This is a genomic window from Corynebacterium jeddahense, assembly GCF_028609865.1.
In the GTDB taxonomy this organism is placed as follows: domain Bacteria; phylum Actinomycetota; class Actinomycetes; order Mycobacteriales; family Mycobacteriaceae; genus Corynebacterium; species Corynebacterium jeddahense.
The window spans coordinates 2,353,406-2,369,514 of sequence record NZ_CP063194.1; the positions used below are offsets into that span (position 1 = coordinate 2,353,406).

The window sequence follows — 16,109 nt, forward strand, 5'->3', positions numbered from 1 at the left end:
GCGAAATTCTTTGACCACCTACGAAAGGTGCAACCTTGACACTCTTTACCTCTCGCGCACTGAAGGGGATCGCAGCCACGTTCACTGCGGCGCTCATGCTTGCCAGCTGCTCCACCGAATCAAGCGATTCAACAACCGCTCCCGAAACCTCCAATGCCAACGGGTCAGAGGAGCGCATCGTGACAATGGGTCTCGGCGATGTCGATACGGTCCTTGCGCTCGGTGAACAACCGGTCGGTTACGCCACCTGGGAACAGGAAGGTTCGGGAGACCCTTCCGGACTTGGACCATGGGCCAAGGACAAGCTCACAGTCGACCCAAACCCGATCCGGGACACGACCACCGAGTTCAGCACCGACACTGCCGAACAAGTTGCCTCGCTCAACCCGACAAAGATCATTGCGGTGAACAGTGGTCTCGAAGCCGACAAGAAGGCATTGCTCGAGCAGATTGCGCCAACCACTTTCCACTCGGATGAATACAAAGATTGGCAAGTGCCGTGGGATGAACAGATTAAGGAAATCTCCAAGGCGTTGAATAAGGAAGCCGAAGGCGAAAAACTCATCGCCGATTCCGAGCAGGCTTTCCAAGATTTCCGCGAAGCTCACCCTGAGTTGCAAGGCAAAACAGCGGTAATCGGCATGCCTTACGACGGGAAGTTTGGCGTATATACCTCGGGCGACGGCCGCGGCTCCTTCATTGAAAAGCTTGGGTTCAAGATCCCAGAGAAGTTCAACGGCGATGGCTCCAGCTACTTCCTCGACTGGTCGCCTGAAAACTACGTCGACTTCAATGACGTGGATTACCTCTTCGTACTGGACTACTACAGCGCAATCGATGCGCTGAAAAACGACGCCACCTTCATGGACCTCGATGTGAATAAGCGTGGCGGGGTCTACTGGTTAGACACCGATACCGCCACTGCAATGAGCATGCCGAACCCCCTCACCATCCCGTACGCAATCGAGCAAATCAAAAAGTCGCTCTAGAACACCAGGCGGAAGTGGTGCTTACCGGGGGACAACCAGTGGGCCCCCATTTACTGGGTCTGTTGTCACGACAGCAGGCAGATGAAAAACGCGGTCCAGTAAAGACTCAGTAAGCACCTCAGCGGGCGCACCGACCGCGTCCACCTCGCCACGCTGCATCACGATGAGTTGATCCGAATAGCGTGCTGCGAGGTTCAAATCATGCAGCACCATAAGCACGGTTCTGCCCTCCTGATCGGCGAGTTGACGTACGAGCGACAAGACTTCGACAGAGTGAGACAAGTCTAGGTAAGTCGTCGGCTCGTCCAAGAACACGAGCGGAGTCTCCTGCGCTAAAACCATCGCAATCCAAGCGCGCTGACGCTGACCACCAGAAAGCCGCTCGAGCGGACGGTCTGCAAACTCCGTGATATTGGTCAGTTTCATCACTGCATCGACCACACGTGAATCCTCAGTCGAGCCCTGTCGCAGCCAAGATTGATGTGGGTGGCGTCCGCGGCCAACCAAATCACGAACTTGCAGCCCCTCGGGAGCAACCGGAGTCTGTGGCAACACAGCAAGCTGGCGTGCAATCTCGCGGCGCTTCAGATTTGCCAGGTCCACGCCGTTCAGCGTTACTGTGCCACAGTCACGCGTAAGAAGCCCTGCCGCAGCACGCAACAGCGTTGACTTGCCACAACCGTTTGGCCCGATGATTGTGGTGATTCCGCCTTTGGGCACGTCGAAATCAATGCCATTGAGTATGACGGAATCGCCATAACTTACCTTAAGATTTCGGCCTTGAAGCATCATATGGACACCTTTCGTGTTGCACTCAACAGCGTGTAAAGCAGCACTGCGCCACCAATTACAGTTGTGGCTATCCCCACCGGCAGGTTCCCCGGCACCAGGACTCGCAACGCCAAGTCAGCGACGGAGACGATCGCCGCGCCAGTAAGCATCGCGGTTCCTAATGGCGGCGTTGCTGCATGTGCGAGCTTGTGTCCGATCTGTGGTGCGACAAACGCCACGAACGCTATCGGCCCAGACGCTGCAACGCCCATCGATGCCAGCATTACAGCCATCATCATGAGGATGAGCTGGGTACGGCGGGGCTCTACCCCGAGGCCAGCAGCAGTGGCCTCCCCAAGAGAGAGCGCCTCAAGTTTGAAGGCTGCCCACCGCAACAGTGGAATAACAACTGCCAGCGCAATGAGTACTGCGAGGACATCGTGCCAACTAGAGGAACCCACTGAACCGGTTATCCACGCCTGCGCCTTGCCAACATCCCGATAGTCGGCGCGAACAAGCAAGAACGAGTTATAAGCCATCGCCAGCGCATTGATGATGATGCCGGCAAAAACAAGCTGGAAGGACCCTAAACCTGCACCACGGCTCAGCCACCAGATTGCAGCAGATACTGCCACTCCACCGAGGAATGCGCTGAGTGGTACTCCCAGTCCACGCAACATCATCCCGGTACTTCCACCAGCGAGTAACGCGGTCAAAGCGAAAGCAGAGGCGCCCGAGGTGACCCCCAAGATGTCCGGGCTCGCCAGCGGGTTCCTTGTAATGGTCTGGAAGATCGCCCCGGCAAAGCCCAGCGCAGCACCTACACCCAGCGCCGTAACCACTCGTGGCAGGCGCCACTCAAGAACTACAGTCCGGGCCAACTCCGTGGTTTGGCCCATAAGGGCAGAGACTACGTCTCGAACTGATAGCTCGAAATCTCCAACCATCACGCCCCCGAGGGCAGCGGCTAGGGCCAGCACCGCAAGAGCAGCGTTTATCGCGAAAACCCGCATCAGCGATTCGCCCCTTTCCGCAAGATATGCAGTGCAAATGGGGCTCCAACGAAGGCAAGCGTGATGCCGACCTGCAATTCTCCAGGGCGCGCGATGACGCGACCAATAACGTCAGCGAGTAAGAGCAACGTCGCTCCAGCCAGCGCGGAACACGGCAGCACCCAGCGGTAGTCCGGGCCGGTGAGGCTACGCACGAGGTGCGGAACAACCAGGCCGACGAACCCGATTGGGCCCGCCCCAGCCACCGCGGCACCCGTGAGCAATGCGACAAGAACAATGCCTACAGCTCGCGTGATGGGGACTCTCACGCCAAGGGCACTTGCCACATCGTCTCCCAAGTTCAGGAGGTTCACCCGATTTGCCGTAGCAAAGGCCCCCACAAGCCCGAGGAGAATCACCGGTGCGAGCACCGCGACCACTTGCATGTCGCGCCCAGCAATAGCGCCTGCCGTCCAAAACCGCATCTCGTTGAGGCTTTGCGTATTCGTCAGCACGATGCCACTGGTAAGCGCACTACAAACCGCGCCCAGCGCAGAACCACCGAGCACAACCATGATCGGGCTCGATCCCAGGCTTCTCACGCTGAGCAAGAAAACAAGCGCTACCGCAAGTACTGCGCCGAGGAATCCCACCCCGACAGTGCCCAACACCGTCATTGAGCCATGAAAGGAAATGGCTGCCGCCACCGCAAGCGCGGCGCCAGGACCTACACCTAGCAGGTTTGTGTCTGCGAGCGGGTTTCGGGTGTGTCCCTGCAGCAGTGCGCCCGCGGTGCCCAGCGCTGCCCCCACCAACAGACCAAGTAGGGTGCGCGGAACACGGAGTTGCGCGATGATCTTCGCCTCATCACTGGACGTCTCAAGTTGTTCGGCTGCGCCCGAGAACGCCAGCGGGAGTCCATTACGAACCGCGCTCACCGTTGCCTCGAAACCCATTTCGCGCGCCCCGATCAACAGCGACACCAGCGCTGCACACACAGTGGAAACCACAAGGAAGACGACAAGCCCAACACGTTTAGTCACGCTGTTACTCCGTTACCGCCAGTACCCCATGAACGACACGTGGTGGCGAGGCACTCCCGCCTCACCCACCAGAAGCCGCCGCATCGCCGTCACAGCTGTATTCTTCCCAGCGATCCAGTAGTAGGTGTGCCCTGCACTACCCGACGTGGGACCTATCAATTCTCCACTGCTGGAATACGTGGGTGTCTCCCAGACTTCATCGAGCTGGGCTTCGTCCACAAGGCCAGGTTTTCCAGTCTCCAACGAAGCAGAGCCACAACGGGATCCAACTTCCTGTTTCAGCTGCGCAAGAAGCAAGCCTCCGTAGTCGAAGTCCCCCTCTGCACGAAAATGCCAACGGACATCAACCTGTGAAGGAGAGTCGATGGGCAGGTAATTGCCGGCGGGCACCTCGATATCAACCGAACCGGTGAGCCCCTCGGGCCACTCCTCCAAGATACGAGCCATTGCGGGCAACGCGGTTTCATCGCCGTAAAGACGGGCAACCACAGCAGATCCGGGGTTAAATTCAATACCAACACCGGAATCATCGGCGCGTGTTGGTCCAATAATCAGCAGCTGCTGTCCAGGGTGTGCGTCTTGTGCCCACGCCGAGGCGGGACCGGGACTATCGCTGTGCAGAACAAAATCCACATCCACTTCGTCAGGGCTGTCAGCACTTCGCCGGAACTCCCGAATGGAATAGGTACGCAGATGTCCGCGCATGTGCTCCGGCATCTCACGCCATGTGTCCCACCACCCCTCTTCGGGAAGCTCGAACAGACCGCTGGCAGGCGGGATCAGCAGCTTGATACGCAAATCTCTGATCGGAACGGCGGGCCCCATGGCGTCAACCCCGGTGAACGTCACCCGCTGGAAACTCGGTGCAATACGTTCACTCCGGACGACGGTTGCAAGAAAGGGTCTAAAACTCACCCTGCAAACTATATAGGCTTGCCTAACCTAATAAAAGTGTAAAGCACACTGTCTTCTAGCGCCCGCGTAGCTGGAGTGGCTAGCCACCTTCAAAGCAGGTGACGGCGCGGACACGCTACCCGCCCGGACATCAACCGGTACCTCGTCTCGACGTTCGTCGCCCCGGTCCCAAGCGCCTAGCAAAAGTTGTTCCGGAGTTCTTTAAAACAACTCTGAAACAACTCGCTATACAACTGACCCGAAATAGGCCCATCGCCGCAGGTCAGACTAGTTGTTTGGAGTTGTTCATAACTCGACCGGCCGATCGACCGGAGCTGCCATTCTTGGCACGATCGCGCTCATCAGCCGGTCAGGAAGCGTGGTTATCACCCACAACCTGGCCAGCGTTTTGATGAGGTGCTAGTTCATGCCGAAACCTTGATGTCGATAGCTCGATGACAATACTTGCAGGTCAGCGAGTTTTAGCCTGTGGTGCGACGAGAAACGCGAAAACGCCGTGACCAGGAACTATCGACATCGAGCTATCGCCATCGTCGAAAAGGGCAAGGTCGGACGGCGGGGCGGGCGTCCCAGCCACCCAGCACCGCGCCCCAGCACCGCGCCCGAGCACCGCGCCCCAGCACTGGGCCGCCGAACCGCCGAGCAGCCGAGCAGCCGAGGCCGGCTACACCTCGCCGGGGAACTCGACCGTCGTGCCGTCGATCACCTTGGACGGCACACCGATCTTGCCGGTGGCGCGCACGTCTGCGAACCCGTCGAGCGAGTCGCGCAGGGTGAGGAAGCGTTTGAGGTTGGGCAGGTTGGTGACGTCGAGAAGTTCCGCGTCGCCGAACACCTGCGGGTCTGCCTGGAACTGCGCGATCACGTCCGTGCAGTCGGGACAGTCAGGGTGGACGAAAATCTCGGTGCTCACAAGTACCTTCTAGTGGCCGCGCGGCTGGCTCAACGGCTCGCCGGATTCGAAGAACGGGCGCAGCTGGTTGTCGAACAACGTGAGCGCCGCCGCGATCGCCATGTGCATGTCCAGGTACTGGTACGTGCCCAGGCGGCCGCCGAACAGGACGTTGTTGGACTCGGTTTCTTGGGCCGCGAGGCGTCGATACGCTTCGAGCTTCGCGCGGTCCTCTGGGGTGTTGATGGGGTAGTAGACCTCGTCGTCGTCCTCGGCGAAGCGCGAGTACTCCTTGACAATGACGGTCTTGTCGCCCGGGTAGGAACGCTCCGGGTGGAAGTGGCGGAACTCGTGGATGCGGGTGTACGGGACGTCGGCGTCGTTGTAATTCATCACCGGGGTGCCCTGGAAATCGCCCGTGTCCAGCACCTCCTGCTCGAAGTCGAGGGTGCGCCAGCCCAGGCGGCCCTCGGCGTAGTCGAAGTACTGGTCCAGCGGGCCGGTGTAGACGACCGGCGCGTCCGGAGAAGAAGCGCGGAGCTCCGAAGCCACGGAGAACCAGTCGGTGTCGAGCCGGACGTCGATCAGGTCAGATGCAGCCATGCGCTCGAGCCACGCCGCGTAGCCGTCGACGGGCAGGCCCTCGTACTTGTCGTTGAAGTAGCGGTTGTTAAAGGTGTAGCGCACTGGCAGGCGCGAGATGATCTCCGGCGGCAGGTCGGTGGGGTCGGTCTGCCACTGCTTGGCGGTGTAGTGCTTCACAAACGCCTCATACAAAGGCTTGCCGATGAGCGCAATCCCACGCTCCTCCAAGTTCGTCGCGGCCGCCGGGTCGAGGCCCTCGCGCTGCTGCTCGATCAGCTCGCGCGCTTCGTCCGGCGAGTAGTAGCGGCCGAAGAACTGGTTGATCAGGCCCAAGCCCATCGGGAACTGGTACGCCGTGCCGTCGTGCATAGCGAAGACGCGGTGCTGGTAGTCCGTGAAGTCGGTGAAGCGGTTGACGTACTCCCAGACGCGCTCGTTCGACGTGTGGAACAGGTGCGCTCCGTATTTGTGCACCTCAATGCCGGTTTCCGGCTCCTTTTCGCTGTACGCGTTGCCGCCGATGTGGCCGCGCTTTTCCACCACGAGCACGCGCTTGCCCAGCTCGCTCGCCGCCTGCTCCGCGACGGTGAGCCCGAAGAAACCCGATCCAACAACAATGAGGTCGTATGCCATACGGCCCATTTTCGCACAGTTGCGTATCGACGCAGCTTCGCCCGACACACGCCGCGGGACCGCGACACGCCCGTCAAGTCTCAAGTCTTTCTTGAGACTTCAATGTGCACTACACTTCGTTTCTGTCACATTTGCCACTGCTTTCGCAGTGATCTCTTAGAGCCCCAGGAGTAATACCGTGCAGCAACGTCGCAGCATCCAGGGCGGCGCGGCCCGACCCACCCGGGCCGCGATCATGCCCGTGATCGTGTCCGTCCTCCTCGTCGTCTCCCTCGTCGCCGCCGACGCGTTCGGCAGCCACGGCATCCTCAAGGTTCAGTCCCTCGGCGCGGCGGCGCCCGAGGTGTACACCACCTCCGAATCCTTCGCCGCCGGCGCCAACATCACCGTGGACGACGCCGCCATCCGCACCCAGGGCGGCGACTCCGAGGCACGCCGCGTGGTCAAGGAGTTCTCCAACGACCGCGACTTCTCCCTCGTCGGCCTGACCTGGACCGGCGACCGGGACATCGCCGCCTACGTGCGCTCCCAGAACGCCGACGGCTCCTGGTCCGAGTGGTACGCCATGGACCCGGTCGACCCGCCGGCCGGCTCGAACACGTTCGGCACCGAGCCGATCTTCGTGGGCAAGACCCGCCGCGTGCAGGTCTCCACCGGCAACGTCGACCTCCTCGACGGCGGCCGCACCGACTCCGGCGCGCCGACCACCGCCAACGACATCAAGGCCGTCTTCCTCGACGGCGGCGAGGGCACGAACCAAGGCGGCATCCAGCCCGTCGCCGACAGCTACACCTGGGGCATGCCCAAGGTGATCACTCGCGCACAGTGGGGCGCCGGCCGCAGCAGCGCCCCGTACTACGCCGAGCCCACCACCGCGGCGACGGTGCACCACACCGCGGGCTCGAACGTGTACTCCGAGGCGGAGGCGCCGGGCATCGTGCGCGGCATCTGGAACTACCACGCGAATACGCTGGGCTGGGGTGACATCGGCTACCACGCCCTCGTCGATAAGTACGGCAACATCTACGAGGGCCACGCGGGCGGCATGGACCGCGGCCCGCAGGGCGCGCACGTCGGCTCGTTCAACCAGAACACCTGGGGCGTGTCCATGCTGGGCAACTACCAGGAGGCCCAGCCGACACCCGAGGCGCTGCGCGCGATGGGCGAGATCATCGGCTGGAAGGCCGCCGTCGCCGGCTTCGACCCGAACGGCTCGAGCTACCACTACGCGGAGGGCAACTTCCAGGGCTCGAAGTACCGCGCGGGCGAGGGCGCGATGTTCCCGAACATCAACGCGCACCGCGACTTCCACTACAACACCTGCCCGGGCGACAACCTCTACGCCAAACTGCCGACGATCCGCGCCACCGCGGCCCTGAAGTACCGCACGCTGCGCGCCGGCGACCGGGCCGGGGCCGGCTCCAACACCGGCAGCACCGCGACCGTGACCACCACCGCGCCGCTGCCCGCCGGCGACGCCGCCACCGACCCGAACGCGCCGACCATCGGTGAGCTCGCCCGCGAGAGCGACCTGTTCACCAAGCTCTCCTCGGGCGACCCGGTCACCATCGCCGCGATCGCCGGCACCGCCGTGGGCACGATCCTCCTCTACGCCGTGTCCCAGGGCATCGCGCCGAAGATCGGCCAGCTCGGCAACGTCGAGATCCTCCAGGGCTTCACGCTTTCCGACGCCGCCAAGGTCGCCCAGCAAATCAACCCCGTCGTCGGCCCGACCCTCAACGCGTTCGGGTCGAGCGACGCCGCCGCCGTCTGGTACACCCTCGAGCCGACGCTGGGCAAGCTCGTCGCCGGCGTGGGCGGACCGACCGGCCCGGCCGTGGCGCTCTACTCGGGTGGCATCGGCGCTCGCAACGCCAACGGCGACATCTTCACCCTCGTGGGCAAGATCGCGGAGACCTGGCTGCAGCAGGGCCTCGACGCCGGCCCGCTGGGCATGCCCACCTCGAAGCAGTACAACCCGACCGCCGACACCGTGCGCGTGGACTTCGAGGGCGGCTCCATCGATTACAACCCGCTCACCGGCGCGGTGAATATCAACACGAAGTAGCCGATCACGCGGACCAGCACGCTGAGGGCTAGTAGCGATTGGATGCTGCTAGCCCTCAGCGCATTTTCGGCCCCAGCGCCGATCCGCCAACTGGGGAAACACCGAACCCGTTTCGCTGAGGGCTAGTAGGCGCCGCCACGCCACTAGCAGACAAGGAACCCCACCCGCGTGTCCACCTCAGTGGACAATGCATTGACCTCACAAACGAATCATGCAAAAGTCCCTCCCGTGGGGGACATTCAACAGCGACGCCAGCAAGAACTCGAGCTGATCAGGCAGGTGGCCCGACACTGCAAGACCGCCGTACTCACGGGGCCGGCGGCCGCGCGGTGGCTCGGGTTGTCCACGTTTGACTGGGTGACCAGGGTCGACCTGGCGCTCCCAGGCAATTCGCGGACGTGGGGGAAGCAATACCCGGACCGGATATACCGGGGCGGGATGCTCCGGCCCGGCGAAATCTGCACCCACAAGGGCGTGCGAACCGCCGTCGCTATCCGCGCCATCTTCGACTCGTACCGCTACTACGGCCGCACGGAAGCGCTCGTACAGCTGGAGTCGGCGCGGTTCCAGCACCCGCACCTCACCGTCGACACCCTGTTGCACAAGACGGCGACGCTCCCCCGCGCGAAGGGACTGCGCGGGTTCCGAGAGCTCATCGCGCACTCCGGCGACACCTCGGCGAGCGCACTGGAAACGATCGCGCGCGACAGAATCCTGCGCGCCATCGCGTCGGGGCAGCTCACCGGCGTGGAAACAATCGAGTTCCAGATCGGGTTCGAGGTCTTGGACGCAGATGGGTGGCCCACGATCGCCTGGGTGGACGTGCTCATCAACGGATTCATCATCGTGGAGGCGGATGGCGCGGAGAAGACGAGCGGGGCGATGGGCGACGCCGAGGAGGCGGTGAACCGGGAGCGCCACCGCGAGAAGGAGCTCCAAAATACCGGCGCCATCGTGCGCCGCGTCGGGTGGAAGCAGGCGCAGTCTGACGCCCTCATCGCGCTACTGCAGCTGTGCATCGATGCGCATCCGGGCGTGCGGCAGCTGCCTACGCGTATCGACGCCACGTACCGCGAGTGGTGCACTAACCCCGAGCGCCGGGCCGGCTAGAACCAGCGCTCGAGCACCGCAGCGACGCCGAACTCATCGTTGGCCAGCGTCACCATGTCCGCCGCGTCGTGCAGCACCGGCGAGGCGTTGGCCATGGCCACGCCGGTGCCCGCCCAGGTGAGCAGCTCGATGTCGTTGGGCATGTCGCCGAACGCGATCACCTCGCTTGCCCCCACCCCGTATCGCTCGGCCAAGAACTGCGCGCCGGCGGCCTTGTTCACGCCGGGCAGCGAGAACTCGATGAGGCCCTCGTCCATGGAGTAGGTCGCGTGCGCGAGCTCGGCGTCCACGGCCGGCGCGATGAGCTCGTACATCTGTGCCGACGTCATCGCGGCGCAGCGCACGAGCAACTTCGCGGCGGGCTCGCTGATGAGCGTCTGCGTGTCCACGACACCGAAGCGGCTGTCCCACGCGTCCGGGTTGTACTCGGGCGTGATGAGGAAGCACTCGTCCTCCGGGTCGAGCGCCGACGAGCCGACGCGCTCCACCCCGTAGCCGTGCGGCACACCATCGAGCGCGCGCTCGACCGCGCCGACCACGTCGGCCATCGCGTCCGGGGCGAGCTCGAAGGCGTGGAGGACGGTGTCGGATGACGGGTCGTAGACCACCGCGCCGTTCGCGCACACGCACACCGGCGCGAGCGGGAGCTGCTCAAGCACCGGGATGAGCCAGCGGTGCGGCCGCCCCGTGGCCAGGCCGAAGTACGCGCCGGCGTCCACCGCGCGCACCACCGCGGAGCGCAGGCGTGGGGTCACGCGGCCGGCGGAGGTGATGAAGGTGCCGTCGATGTCCGAGACGATGAGGCGGGGCGCGGCGGCGGGCATAGCGCCTACTTCCGGACCTTCCGGGCGCGCTTTGCCTGCTTCGCAGCCTTCTTCGCGTCACGCTCGGCCCGCTCGCGGGCGTAGATCCGCTCCGCCTCCTCAACGGTCGGGGCGGTGCCGCCGAGGGCGACGGGCATCCAGGCCTCGCCGGTGCCTGGGCCGGCGAGGGCGGTGTACTCGGCCCGTGAGGCGTCGAGAAGCTCTTGCATCCTGCGCTTGAGCTCGGCGGTGTCCGCCTCGGCGTCGCCGGTGAGCTCCACGGGCTCGCCGTAGCGGACGATGACCGGCACGTTGTGGAAGTGCTTCGGCAGATCCTTGGTCCAGATGCGCTGGGAACCCCACATCACGCACGGGATGAGCGGCACGCCGGCCTGGTAGGCGATGCGCGCGGCGCCGGTTTTGAAGTGGGCGAGCTCGAAGGAGCGCGAGATGGTGGCCTCGGGGAAGATGCCCACCAAGTTGCCGCCGCGCAGCATCTCCACCGCGGGCGCGATGGAGTCGCCGCCGCGGGCGCGATCGACCGGCACGTGCTTCATCACCCGCAGCACATGGCCGAGGACGGGGACGTCGAAGACGGAAGCCTTGGCCATGAAGCGCACGAGGCGCTCCCCGTGGAGGAACGGGCCGGTGCCCAGCAAGATGAAGTCCGCGTAGCCGGTGTGGTTGCCGGCGATGAGGGCGCCGCCCTGTGCGGGGATGTGCTCCGCGCCGATGACCGTGGTGTCGATGCGCAGCGCCCGCATGAGGGTGCGCATGGATCCAACGAGCCGCTGGTAAAACCGCTCGACCGCCTCGTCGCGGTTCGCGGCGATGCCCTCGTAGAAGCGCGGGACGGTAAATCCGCGGTATCGGCGCGTATCCATTAGGGCGTCAACACATCCTTGCCCACCCACGGACGCAGCGCCTCCGGCACACGCACGGACCCGTCCGCCTGCTGGTTGTTCTCCAGGATGGCCACGAGCCAGCGCGTCGTGGCCAGGGTGCCGTTGAGCGTCGCCGCGGTCTGGGTCTTGCCGTCGGCGTCGCGGTAGCGCATGGAGAGGCGGCGGGCCTGGAAGGTGGTGCAGTTCGAGGTGGAGGTGAGCTCGCGGTACGTGCCTTGCGACGGCACCCAGGCCTCCGTGTCGAACTTGCGGGCGGCCGAGGAACCGAGGTCGCCCGCCGCGACGTCGATGACGCGGTATGGCACCTCGACGGCGGCGAGCATTTCGCGCTCAAGGCCAAGCAGCTTCTGGTGCATGGCCTCGGCGTCCTCGGGCTTGCAGTAGACGAACATCTCGAGTTTGTCGAACTGGTGGACGCGCAGGATGCCCTTCGTGTCCTTGCCGTACGAGCCGGCCTCGCGGCGGAAGCAGGAGGACCAGCCGGCGTAGAGCAGGGGGCCGTCGGAGAGGTCGATGATCTCGTCCTGGTGCAGGCCCGCGAGCGCGACCTCGGAGGTGCCCACGAGGTACATGTCGTCGCGCTCGAGGTAGTAGATCTCCTCGTCGTGCTGGTCGAGGAAGCCGGTGCCGGCCATGATCTCCGGGCGCACGAGCACCGGCGGGATGACCACCTTGAAGCCGGCCTCCCGGGCCTTCTGCGCGGCGAGCATGAGCATGCCGAGCTGCATCCACGCGCCGTCGCCCACAAGGTAGTAGAAGCGCGCGCCACCGACCTTCGTGCCGCGCTTCATGTCGATGATGCCCAGCGCCTCACCGAGGTCGAGGTGGTCCTTGACCTCGAAGTCGAACTCCGGGACCTCGCCGACGTGCTCGAGGACGATGAAGTCCTCCTCGCCGCCGGCGGGCGCGCCCTCGATGACGTTGCCGATGGAGTACTGGAGCTTGCTGACCTTCTCCTCCGCCTCCGCCTGCGCCGCTTCCGCCTCCTTCACGCGCGCCTTGAGCTCGTTCGACCCCTCGAGCAGCGCCGGGCGCTCCTCCGGCGTGGCCTGGCCGATCTTCTTGCCGAACGCCTTCTGCTCCGCGCGCAGCTCGTCCGCCGCCTGGATGGCGGAGCGGCGCGCTTCGTCGGCGGCCAGCAGCTCGTCGACGAGCGCCGGATCCTCGCCGCGGGCCCGCTGGGACGCCCGGACTTCCTCTGGGTTTTCGCGCACACGCTTGAGATCAATCACGGTTGTTTACCTTACATCGTCGCCCGACGCGCACCGCTCGACCGGTCATAACCAGTGCGCTATGGTGGCCGTATGATCACCGACGGGCCGGTCCCCAAACACGAGCAGCTGCGCTTGATCCTCGAGGAGATGTGCGACAACGAGCTCTCCCCGGGCGACCCCCTGCCTGGCGAGCGCGCCCTCGAGGAGGCGTACGGCGTCTCGCGCATCACGGTGCGCCGCGCCATCGGCGACCTCGTCGCGGCCGGGCGGCTGCGCCGCGTGCGCGGCAAGGGCACGTTCGTCGCCCCCGCGCCGCTCGTGAGCAGGCTCCACCTCGCCAGCTTCTCCGACGAGATGAAGGCGCAGCGCGTCGAGGCGTCGTCACGCATCCTGCTCTCGGAGCGCACGGCTCCGCCGGAGGACGTCGCAACGTACTTCGGCTCTCCCCCGAACGCGCCGCACATCCACCTGCGCCGGCTCCGGCTTGGCGACGGCGAGCCGTACGCCGTCGACGACGCCTGGTACAATGCGGCGCTCGTGCCGGACCTGCTGGAAAACGACGTTTACCACTCCGTCTACACCCTGCTCGAGGAGGAGTACGGCCTCGGCATCACCGAGGCGGAGCAGACCGTCTCCGCCGTCGCCGCCGGCGCCCACAACGCCCCGCTGCTCGACGTCGCGCTGGACACCGCCCTGCTGCACATCGTGCGCTACGCCCGCAGCGGCGCGCACAACGTGGAGTTCTGCTCCTCGGTCTACCGCACCGACCGCTACCGGCTGACTACCCGGGTCGCACGCGACGTGGAATAATGTCGGCCCATGGCTTCCAAGACGACCACGCTGCGCGCGTTCCTCATCGCCGCGCTGGCGGGTTCGGTCGCGGCCGGCACGTACGGGCTGGCGGCTGACGCGCCCGAGACCGACGAGCGCGCCGAGGGCACGTCGGCGGCGACGACGGCGCCCGACGATGCGCCGGCGTCGTTCACCACCGCCGACGCCGGCTCGTGCCTGACCTGGGAGACCGCCGCGGACGGCACCATCTCCAAGTTCGAGCAGGCGGACTGCGCCGGTGAGCACCGCTTCGAGGTCTCCCTGCGCCAGGACCTGGCCACCTACCCCACGGCGGAGTTCGGCCCCGACGCGCCGATGCCGAACCAGACGCGCCAGGCCCAGCTGCGCGAGGAGCTCTGCGGCGCGGCGACGCTGCACTACCTGGGCGGCAAGTTCGACCCGAACGGGCGCTACTCCATCGCCCCGATCCTCCCGCCCGCCGACGCGTGGGAGCGCGGCGACCGCACCATGCTGTGCGGGCTGCAGGAGACGGACCGGGCGGGCGAGCCGGTGCTCACCACGGGCAAGGTCGCCGACCAGGACCAGGCGCGCGTCTTCGAGCCCGGCCAGTGCGTCTCCATCGGCGACACGAACACGCTCACCGCCGTCGAGTGCGCCGACCCGCACCAGCTGGAGATCACGAGCAAGGTCGACCTCGCCGGCGTCTTCCCAGACCGCACGCCGAGCGTCGAGGACCAGGACAAACACCTCCAAGACGTGTGTACCCAGGCCGCGCAGGATTACCTCGGCGGCGAGGAGCAGCTCTACCAGATCGCGCTACGCCCGTTCTGGACCACGCAGCCCGCCGCCGCCTGGGAGGGCGGCTCGCGCAGCGTGAACTGCGCGCTCGTCTACTCGCGCCCGGAGGGCCAGTTCGCCACCCTCGCCGGCTCCGCGAAGGAGGGCAGGGAGCACCTGCGTATCGACGACGCTCCGCCACCCGAACGCCCCGCCCGCCGCCCACTGCGCTCGGAGCAGCCCGGCGGCCAGCCGGCCACGTCCTCGCAGGTGACGGTCCCGCCGAACCCGAACGACGCCGGGGCCGCACAGGATCCGGCGCCCGCGCAGCAAGACGTCCAGCAGGACACGGGCCAAGACCCGTACACGGGGTACTGATGCTCCCGGTCAGCGACGAGGCGTTCGAGGAAATGATCGACGACGCCTTGGACACCATCCCCGACGAGTTCGCCCGCAACATGCACAACATGGTGATCCTCGCCCGGGACTACAACCCGGACAACCCCACCCTCCTCGGGCTGTTCGAGGGCGTGCCGCTGCCGGAGCAGCACTCGAACCACACAGGCTTCCTGCCGGACGCGGTGTTCATCTACAAAAACGCCCTCGAGGCGATCTGCGTCGACGAGGAGCAGCTACGCCACGAGGTGAAGGTGACCGTCCTCCACGAGGTCGGCCACTACTTCGGGCTCGAGGAGCACGAGCTCCACGCACTGGGCTGGGGCTGAGGCCCTCGCGCCGCGCGCGGCCAGGTGCCCAGCAGCCGCAGCCTGGTGGTGTGCGCGGCCCCGGCCTCCAGCGCGCCCGCGACCGCCTCCTCGTCTGCGTGGCCCGCCAGGTCCACGAAGAAGTCGTACGTGTTCGGCTCCTCGCGCGTGGGCCGCGACTCGATGCGCGTCATGTCCACGCCGCGCGCCGCAAACTCCTGCAACACGCGCACCAGCGCGCCGGGCTCGTTCCTCGTGCGGAAGACGACGGCGGTGCGGTCGTCGCCGGTCGGCGCCGGGAGGGCGGGTTGCTTTGCGACGAGCACGAACCTGGTCCGCGCCGTGCCAGAGTCGGCCACGCCCCGGGCGTGCACCTCCAGCCCGTGCAGCGCTGCGGCCCGTTCCGGGGCGACCGCCACGTCGGCGGCGCCGTCCGCGACCATCTTCGCCGCGGCGGCGTTGGAGGAGGCGGGGATGAACTCAGCGCGGGGTAGGTGTTCGCCGGCCCAGCGCTTGACCTGCTGGTGGGCGACGGGGTGGGTGGCGAGCCGGGAGGCGTCGTCAAGCATCTGCCCCGGCCGCGTCATGACGGCGAACGCGATGGCGAGCTCCGTCTCCCCCACGATGCGCGCGCTCGGCGTGGCGGCGAGCGCGTCCATGGTGGTGGTCACGGCGCCGTCGATGGAATTCTCGATGGCGCACACCGCGTAGTCGGCCTCGCCCGCGTCGACGGCGGAAAGGGCGGCAGCCGGCGAGTCGACGGGGACGTACTGCGCGCCAGGGATGTCGAAGCGGCGGGCGGCCTCCTCCGTGAACGTGCCGGCGGGGCCGAGGTAGGCGACGCGCGTCACTGCGGCCACGCGTCCCGCTCGCCCCACGTGACCCAGTAATTCGTGCGCGCTCCCATAGGCCCGTT

Annotated in this window: 16 protein-coding genes; 6 read left to right on the forward strand and 10 right to left on the reverse strand. The window is 65.6% G+C overall.

Annotation, left to right across the window (positions count from 1 at the left end):
• The first annotated feature begins 35 nt into the window (after nt 1-35).
• Complete coding sequence (locus CJEDD_RS11305; protein WP_232297676.1) at nt 36-989, forward strand: iron-siderophore ABC transporter substrate-binding protein; 954 nt, start codon at nt 36-38, stop codon at nt 987-989.
• Nucleotides 990-1,010: 21 nt separating this feature from the next.
• Here CJEDD_RS11305 and CJEDD_RS11310 read toward each other — a convergent pair whose 3' ends face one another.
• From CJEDD_RS11310 to glf, 6 genes are all read right to left on the reverse strand, one after another.
• Nucleotides 1,011-1,781, reverse strand: coding sequence for an ABC transporter ATP-binding protein (locus tag CJEDD_RS11310; RefSeq protein ID WP_042405892.1), 771 nt, complete (start codon nt 1,779-1,781; stop codon nt 1,011-1,013).
• Complete coding sequence (locus CJEDD_RS11315) at nt 1,778-2,773, reverse strand: FecCD family ABC transporter permease (protein ID WP_042405890.1); 996 nt, start codon at nt 2,771-2,773, stop codon at nt 1,778-1,780. The genes CJEDD_RS11310 and CJEDD_RS11315 overlap by 4 nt, the downstream gene beginning before the upstream one ends.
• A complete protein-coding gene (locus CJEDD_RS11320) occupies nt 2,773-3,795 on the reverse strand; it encodes a FecCD family ABC transporter permease (protein WP_042405888.1) in 1,023 nt (340 codons plus the stop codon). The genes CJEDD_RS11315 and CJEDD_RS11320 overlap by 1 nt, the downstream gene beginning before the upstream one ends.
• A 12-nt stretch (nt 3,796-3,807) precedes the next feature.
• A complete protein-coding gene (locus CJEDD_RS11325; protein WP_042405887.1) occupies nt 3,808-4,710 on the reverse strand; it encodes a siderophore-interacting protein in 903 nt (300 codons plus the stop codon).
• A gap of 664 nt (nt 4,711-5,374) precedes the next feature.
• Complete coding sequence (locus tag CJEDD_RS11330) at nt 5,375-5,623, reverse strand: hypothetical protein (RefSeq protein WP_042405885.1); 249 nt, start codon at nt 5,621-5,623, stop codon at nt 5,375-5,377.
• 9 nt (nt 5,624-5,632) lie between these two features.
• Nucleotides 5,633-6,820, reverse strand: coding sequence for a UDP-galactopyranose mutase (gene glf / locus CJEDD_RS11335; RefSeq protein WP_198132965.1), 1,188 nt, complete (start codon nt 6,818-6,820; stop codon nt 5,633-5,635).
• 178 nt (nt 6,821-6,998) lie between these two features.
• Here glf and CJEDD_RS11340 point away from each other — a divergent pair, with 178 nt between their 5' ends.
• Both CJEDD_RS11340 and CJEDD_RS11345 read left to right on the forward strand, forming a co-directional pair.
• A complete protein-coding gene (locus CJEDD_RS11340; RefSeq protein ID WP_042405881.1) occupies nt 6,999-8,888 on the forward strand; it encodes an N-acetylmuramoyl-L-alanine amidase in 1,890 nt (629 codons plus the stop codon).
• A gap of 228 nt (nt 8,889-9,116) precedes the next feature.
• Nucleotides 9,117-9,998, forward strand: coding sequence for a hypothetical protein (locus CJEDD_RS11345; RefSeq protein ID WP_157034415.1), 882 nt, complete (start codon nt 9,117-9,119; stop codon nt 9,996-9,998).
• Here CJEDD_RS11345 and CJEDD_RS11350 read toward each other — a convergent pair.
• Genes CJEDD_RS11350 through serS form a run of 3 tightly spaced genes read right to left on the reverse strand, consistent with a single transcriptional unit; the run spans nt 9,995 to nt 12,938 of the window.
• The gene (locus CJEDD_RS11350; RefSeq protein WP_042405874.1) at nt 9,995-10,822 is read right to left on the reverse strand and encodes an HAD family hydrolase; all 828 of its coding nucleotides are present in this window, start codon (nt 10,820-10,822) and stop codon (nt 9,995-9,997) included. The two genes, CJEDD_RS11345 and CJEDD_RS11350, sit on opposite strands and share 4 nt — an antisense overlap.
• Nucleotides 10,823-10,827: 5 nt before the next feature.
• The gene (locus CJEDD_RS11355; RefSeq protein WP_042405865.1) at nt 10,828-11,685 is read right to left on the reverse strand and encodes a lysophospholipid acyltransferase family protein; all 858 of its coding nucleotides are present in this window, start codon (nt 11,683-11,685) and stop codon (nt 10,828-10,830) included.
• Nucleotides 11,685-12,938: a serine--tRNA ligase gene (serS, locus tag CJEDD_RS11360; protein ID WP_273657529.1), complete on the reverse strand. Its 1,254-nt coding sequence runs from the start codon at nt 12,936-12,938 to the stop codon at nt 11,685-11,687. Before serS ends, CJEDD_RS11355 begins: the two co-directional genes overlap by 1 nt.
• Nucleotides 12,939-13,010: 72 nt before the next feature.
• Between serS and CJEDD_RS11365 the strand changes: the two genes are divergently transcribed.
• From CJEDD_RS11365 to CJEDD_RS11375, 3 genes are read left to right on the forward strand one after another with little or no spacing between them, the layout of a single operon-like run.
• On the forward strand, nt 13,011-13,730 hold the full coding sequence (locus CJEDD_RS11365; protein WP_042409468.1) for a GntR family transcriptional regulator: 720 nt from the start codon (nt 13,011-13,013) through the stop codon (nt 13,728-13,730).
• A 9-nt stretch (nt 13,731-13,739) separates the two neighbouring features.
• Nucleotides 13,740-14,867 carry a septum formation family protein gene (locus CJEDD_RS11370; RefSeq protein ID WP_081764594.1) on the forward strand — a complete coding sequence of 376 codons (1,128 nt, stop codon included), beginning with the start codon at nt 13,740-13,742 and terminating at the stop codon, nt 14,865-14,867.
• On the forward strand, nt 14,867-15,214 hold the full coding sequence (locus CJEDD_RS11375) for a metallopeptidase family protein (RefSeq protein ID WP_042409472.1): 348 nt from the start codon (nt 14,867-14,869) through the stop codon (nt 15,212-15,214). Before CJEDD_RS11370 ends, CJEDD_RS11375 begins: the two co-directional genes overlap by 1 nt.
• Here CJEDD_RS11375 and pheA read toward each other — a convergent pair.
• On the reverse strand, nt 15,166-16,053 hold the full coding sequence (gene pheA, locus CJEDD_RS11380) for a prephenate dehydratase (protein WP_052333858.1): 888 nt from the start codon (nt 16,051-16,053) through the stop codon (nt 15,166-15,168). The genes CJEDD_RS11375 and pheA overlap by 49 nt on opposite strands.
• Nucleotides 16,054-16,109: the final 56 nt, after the last annotated feature.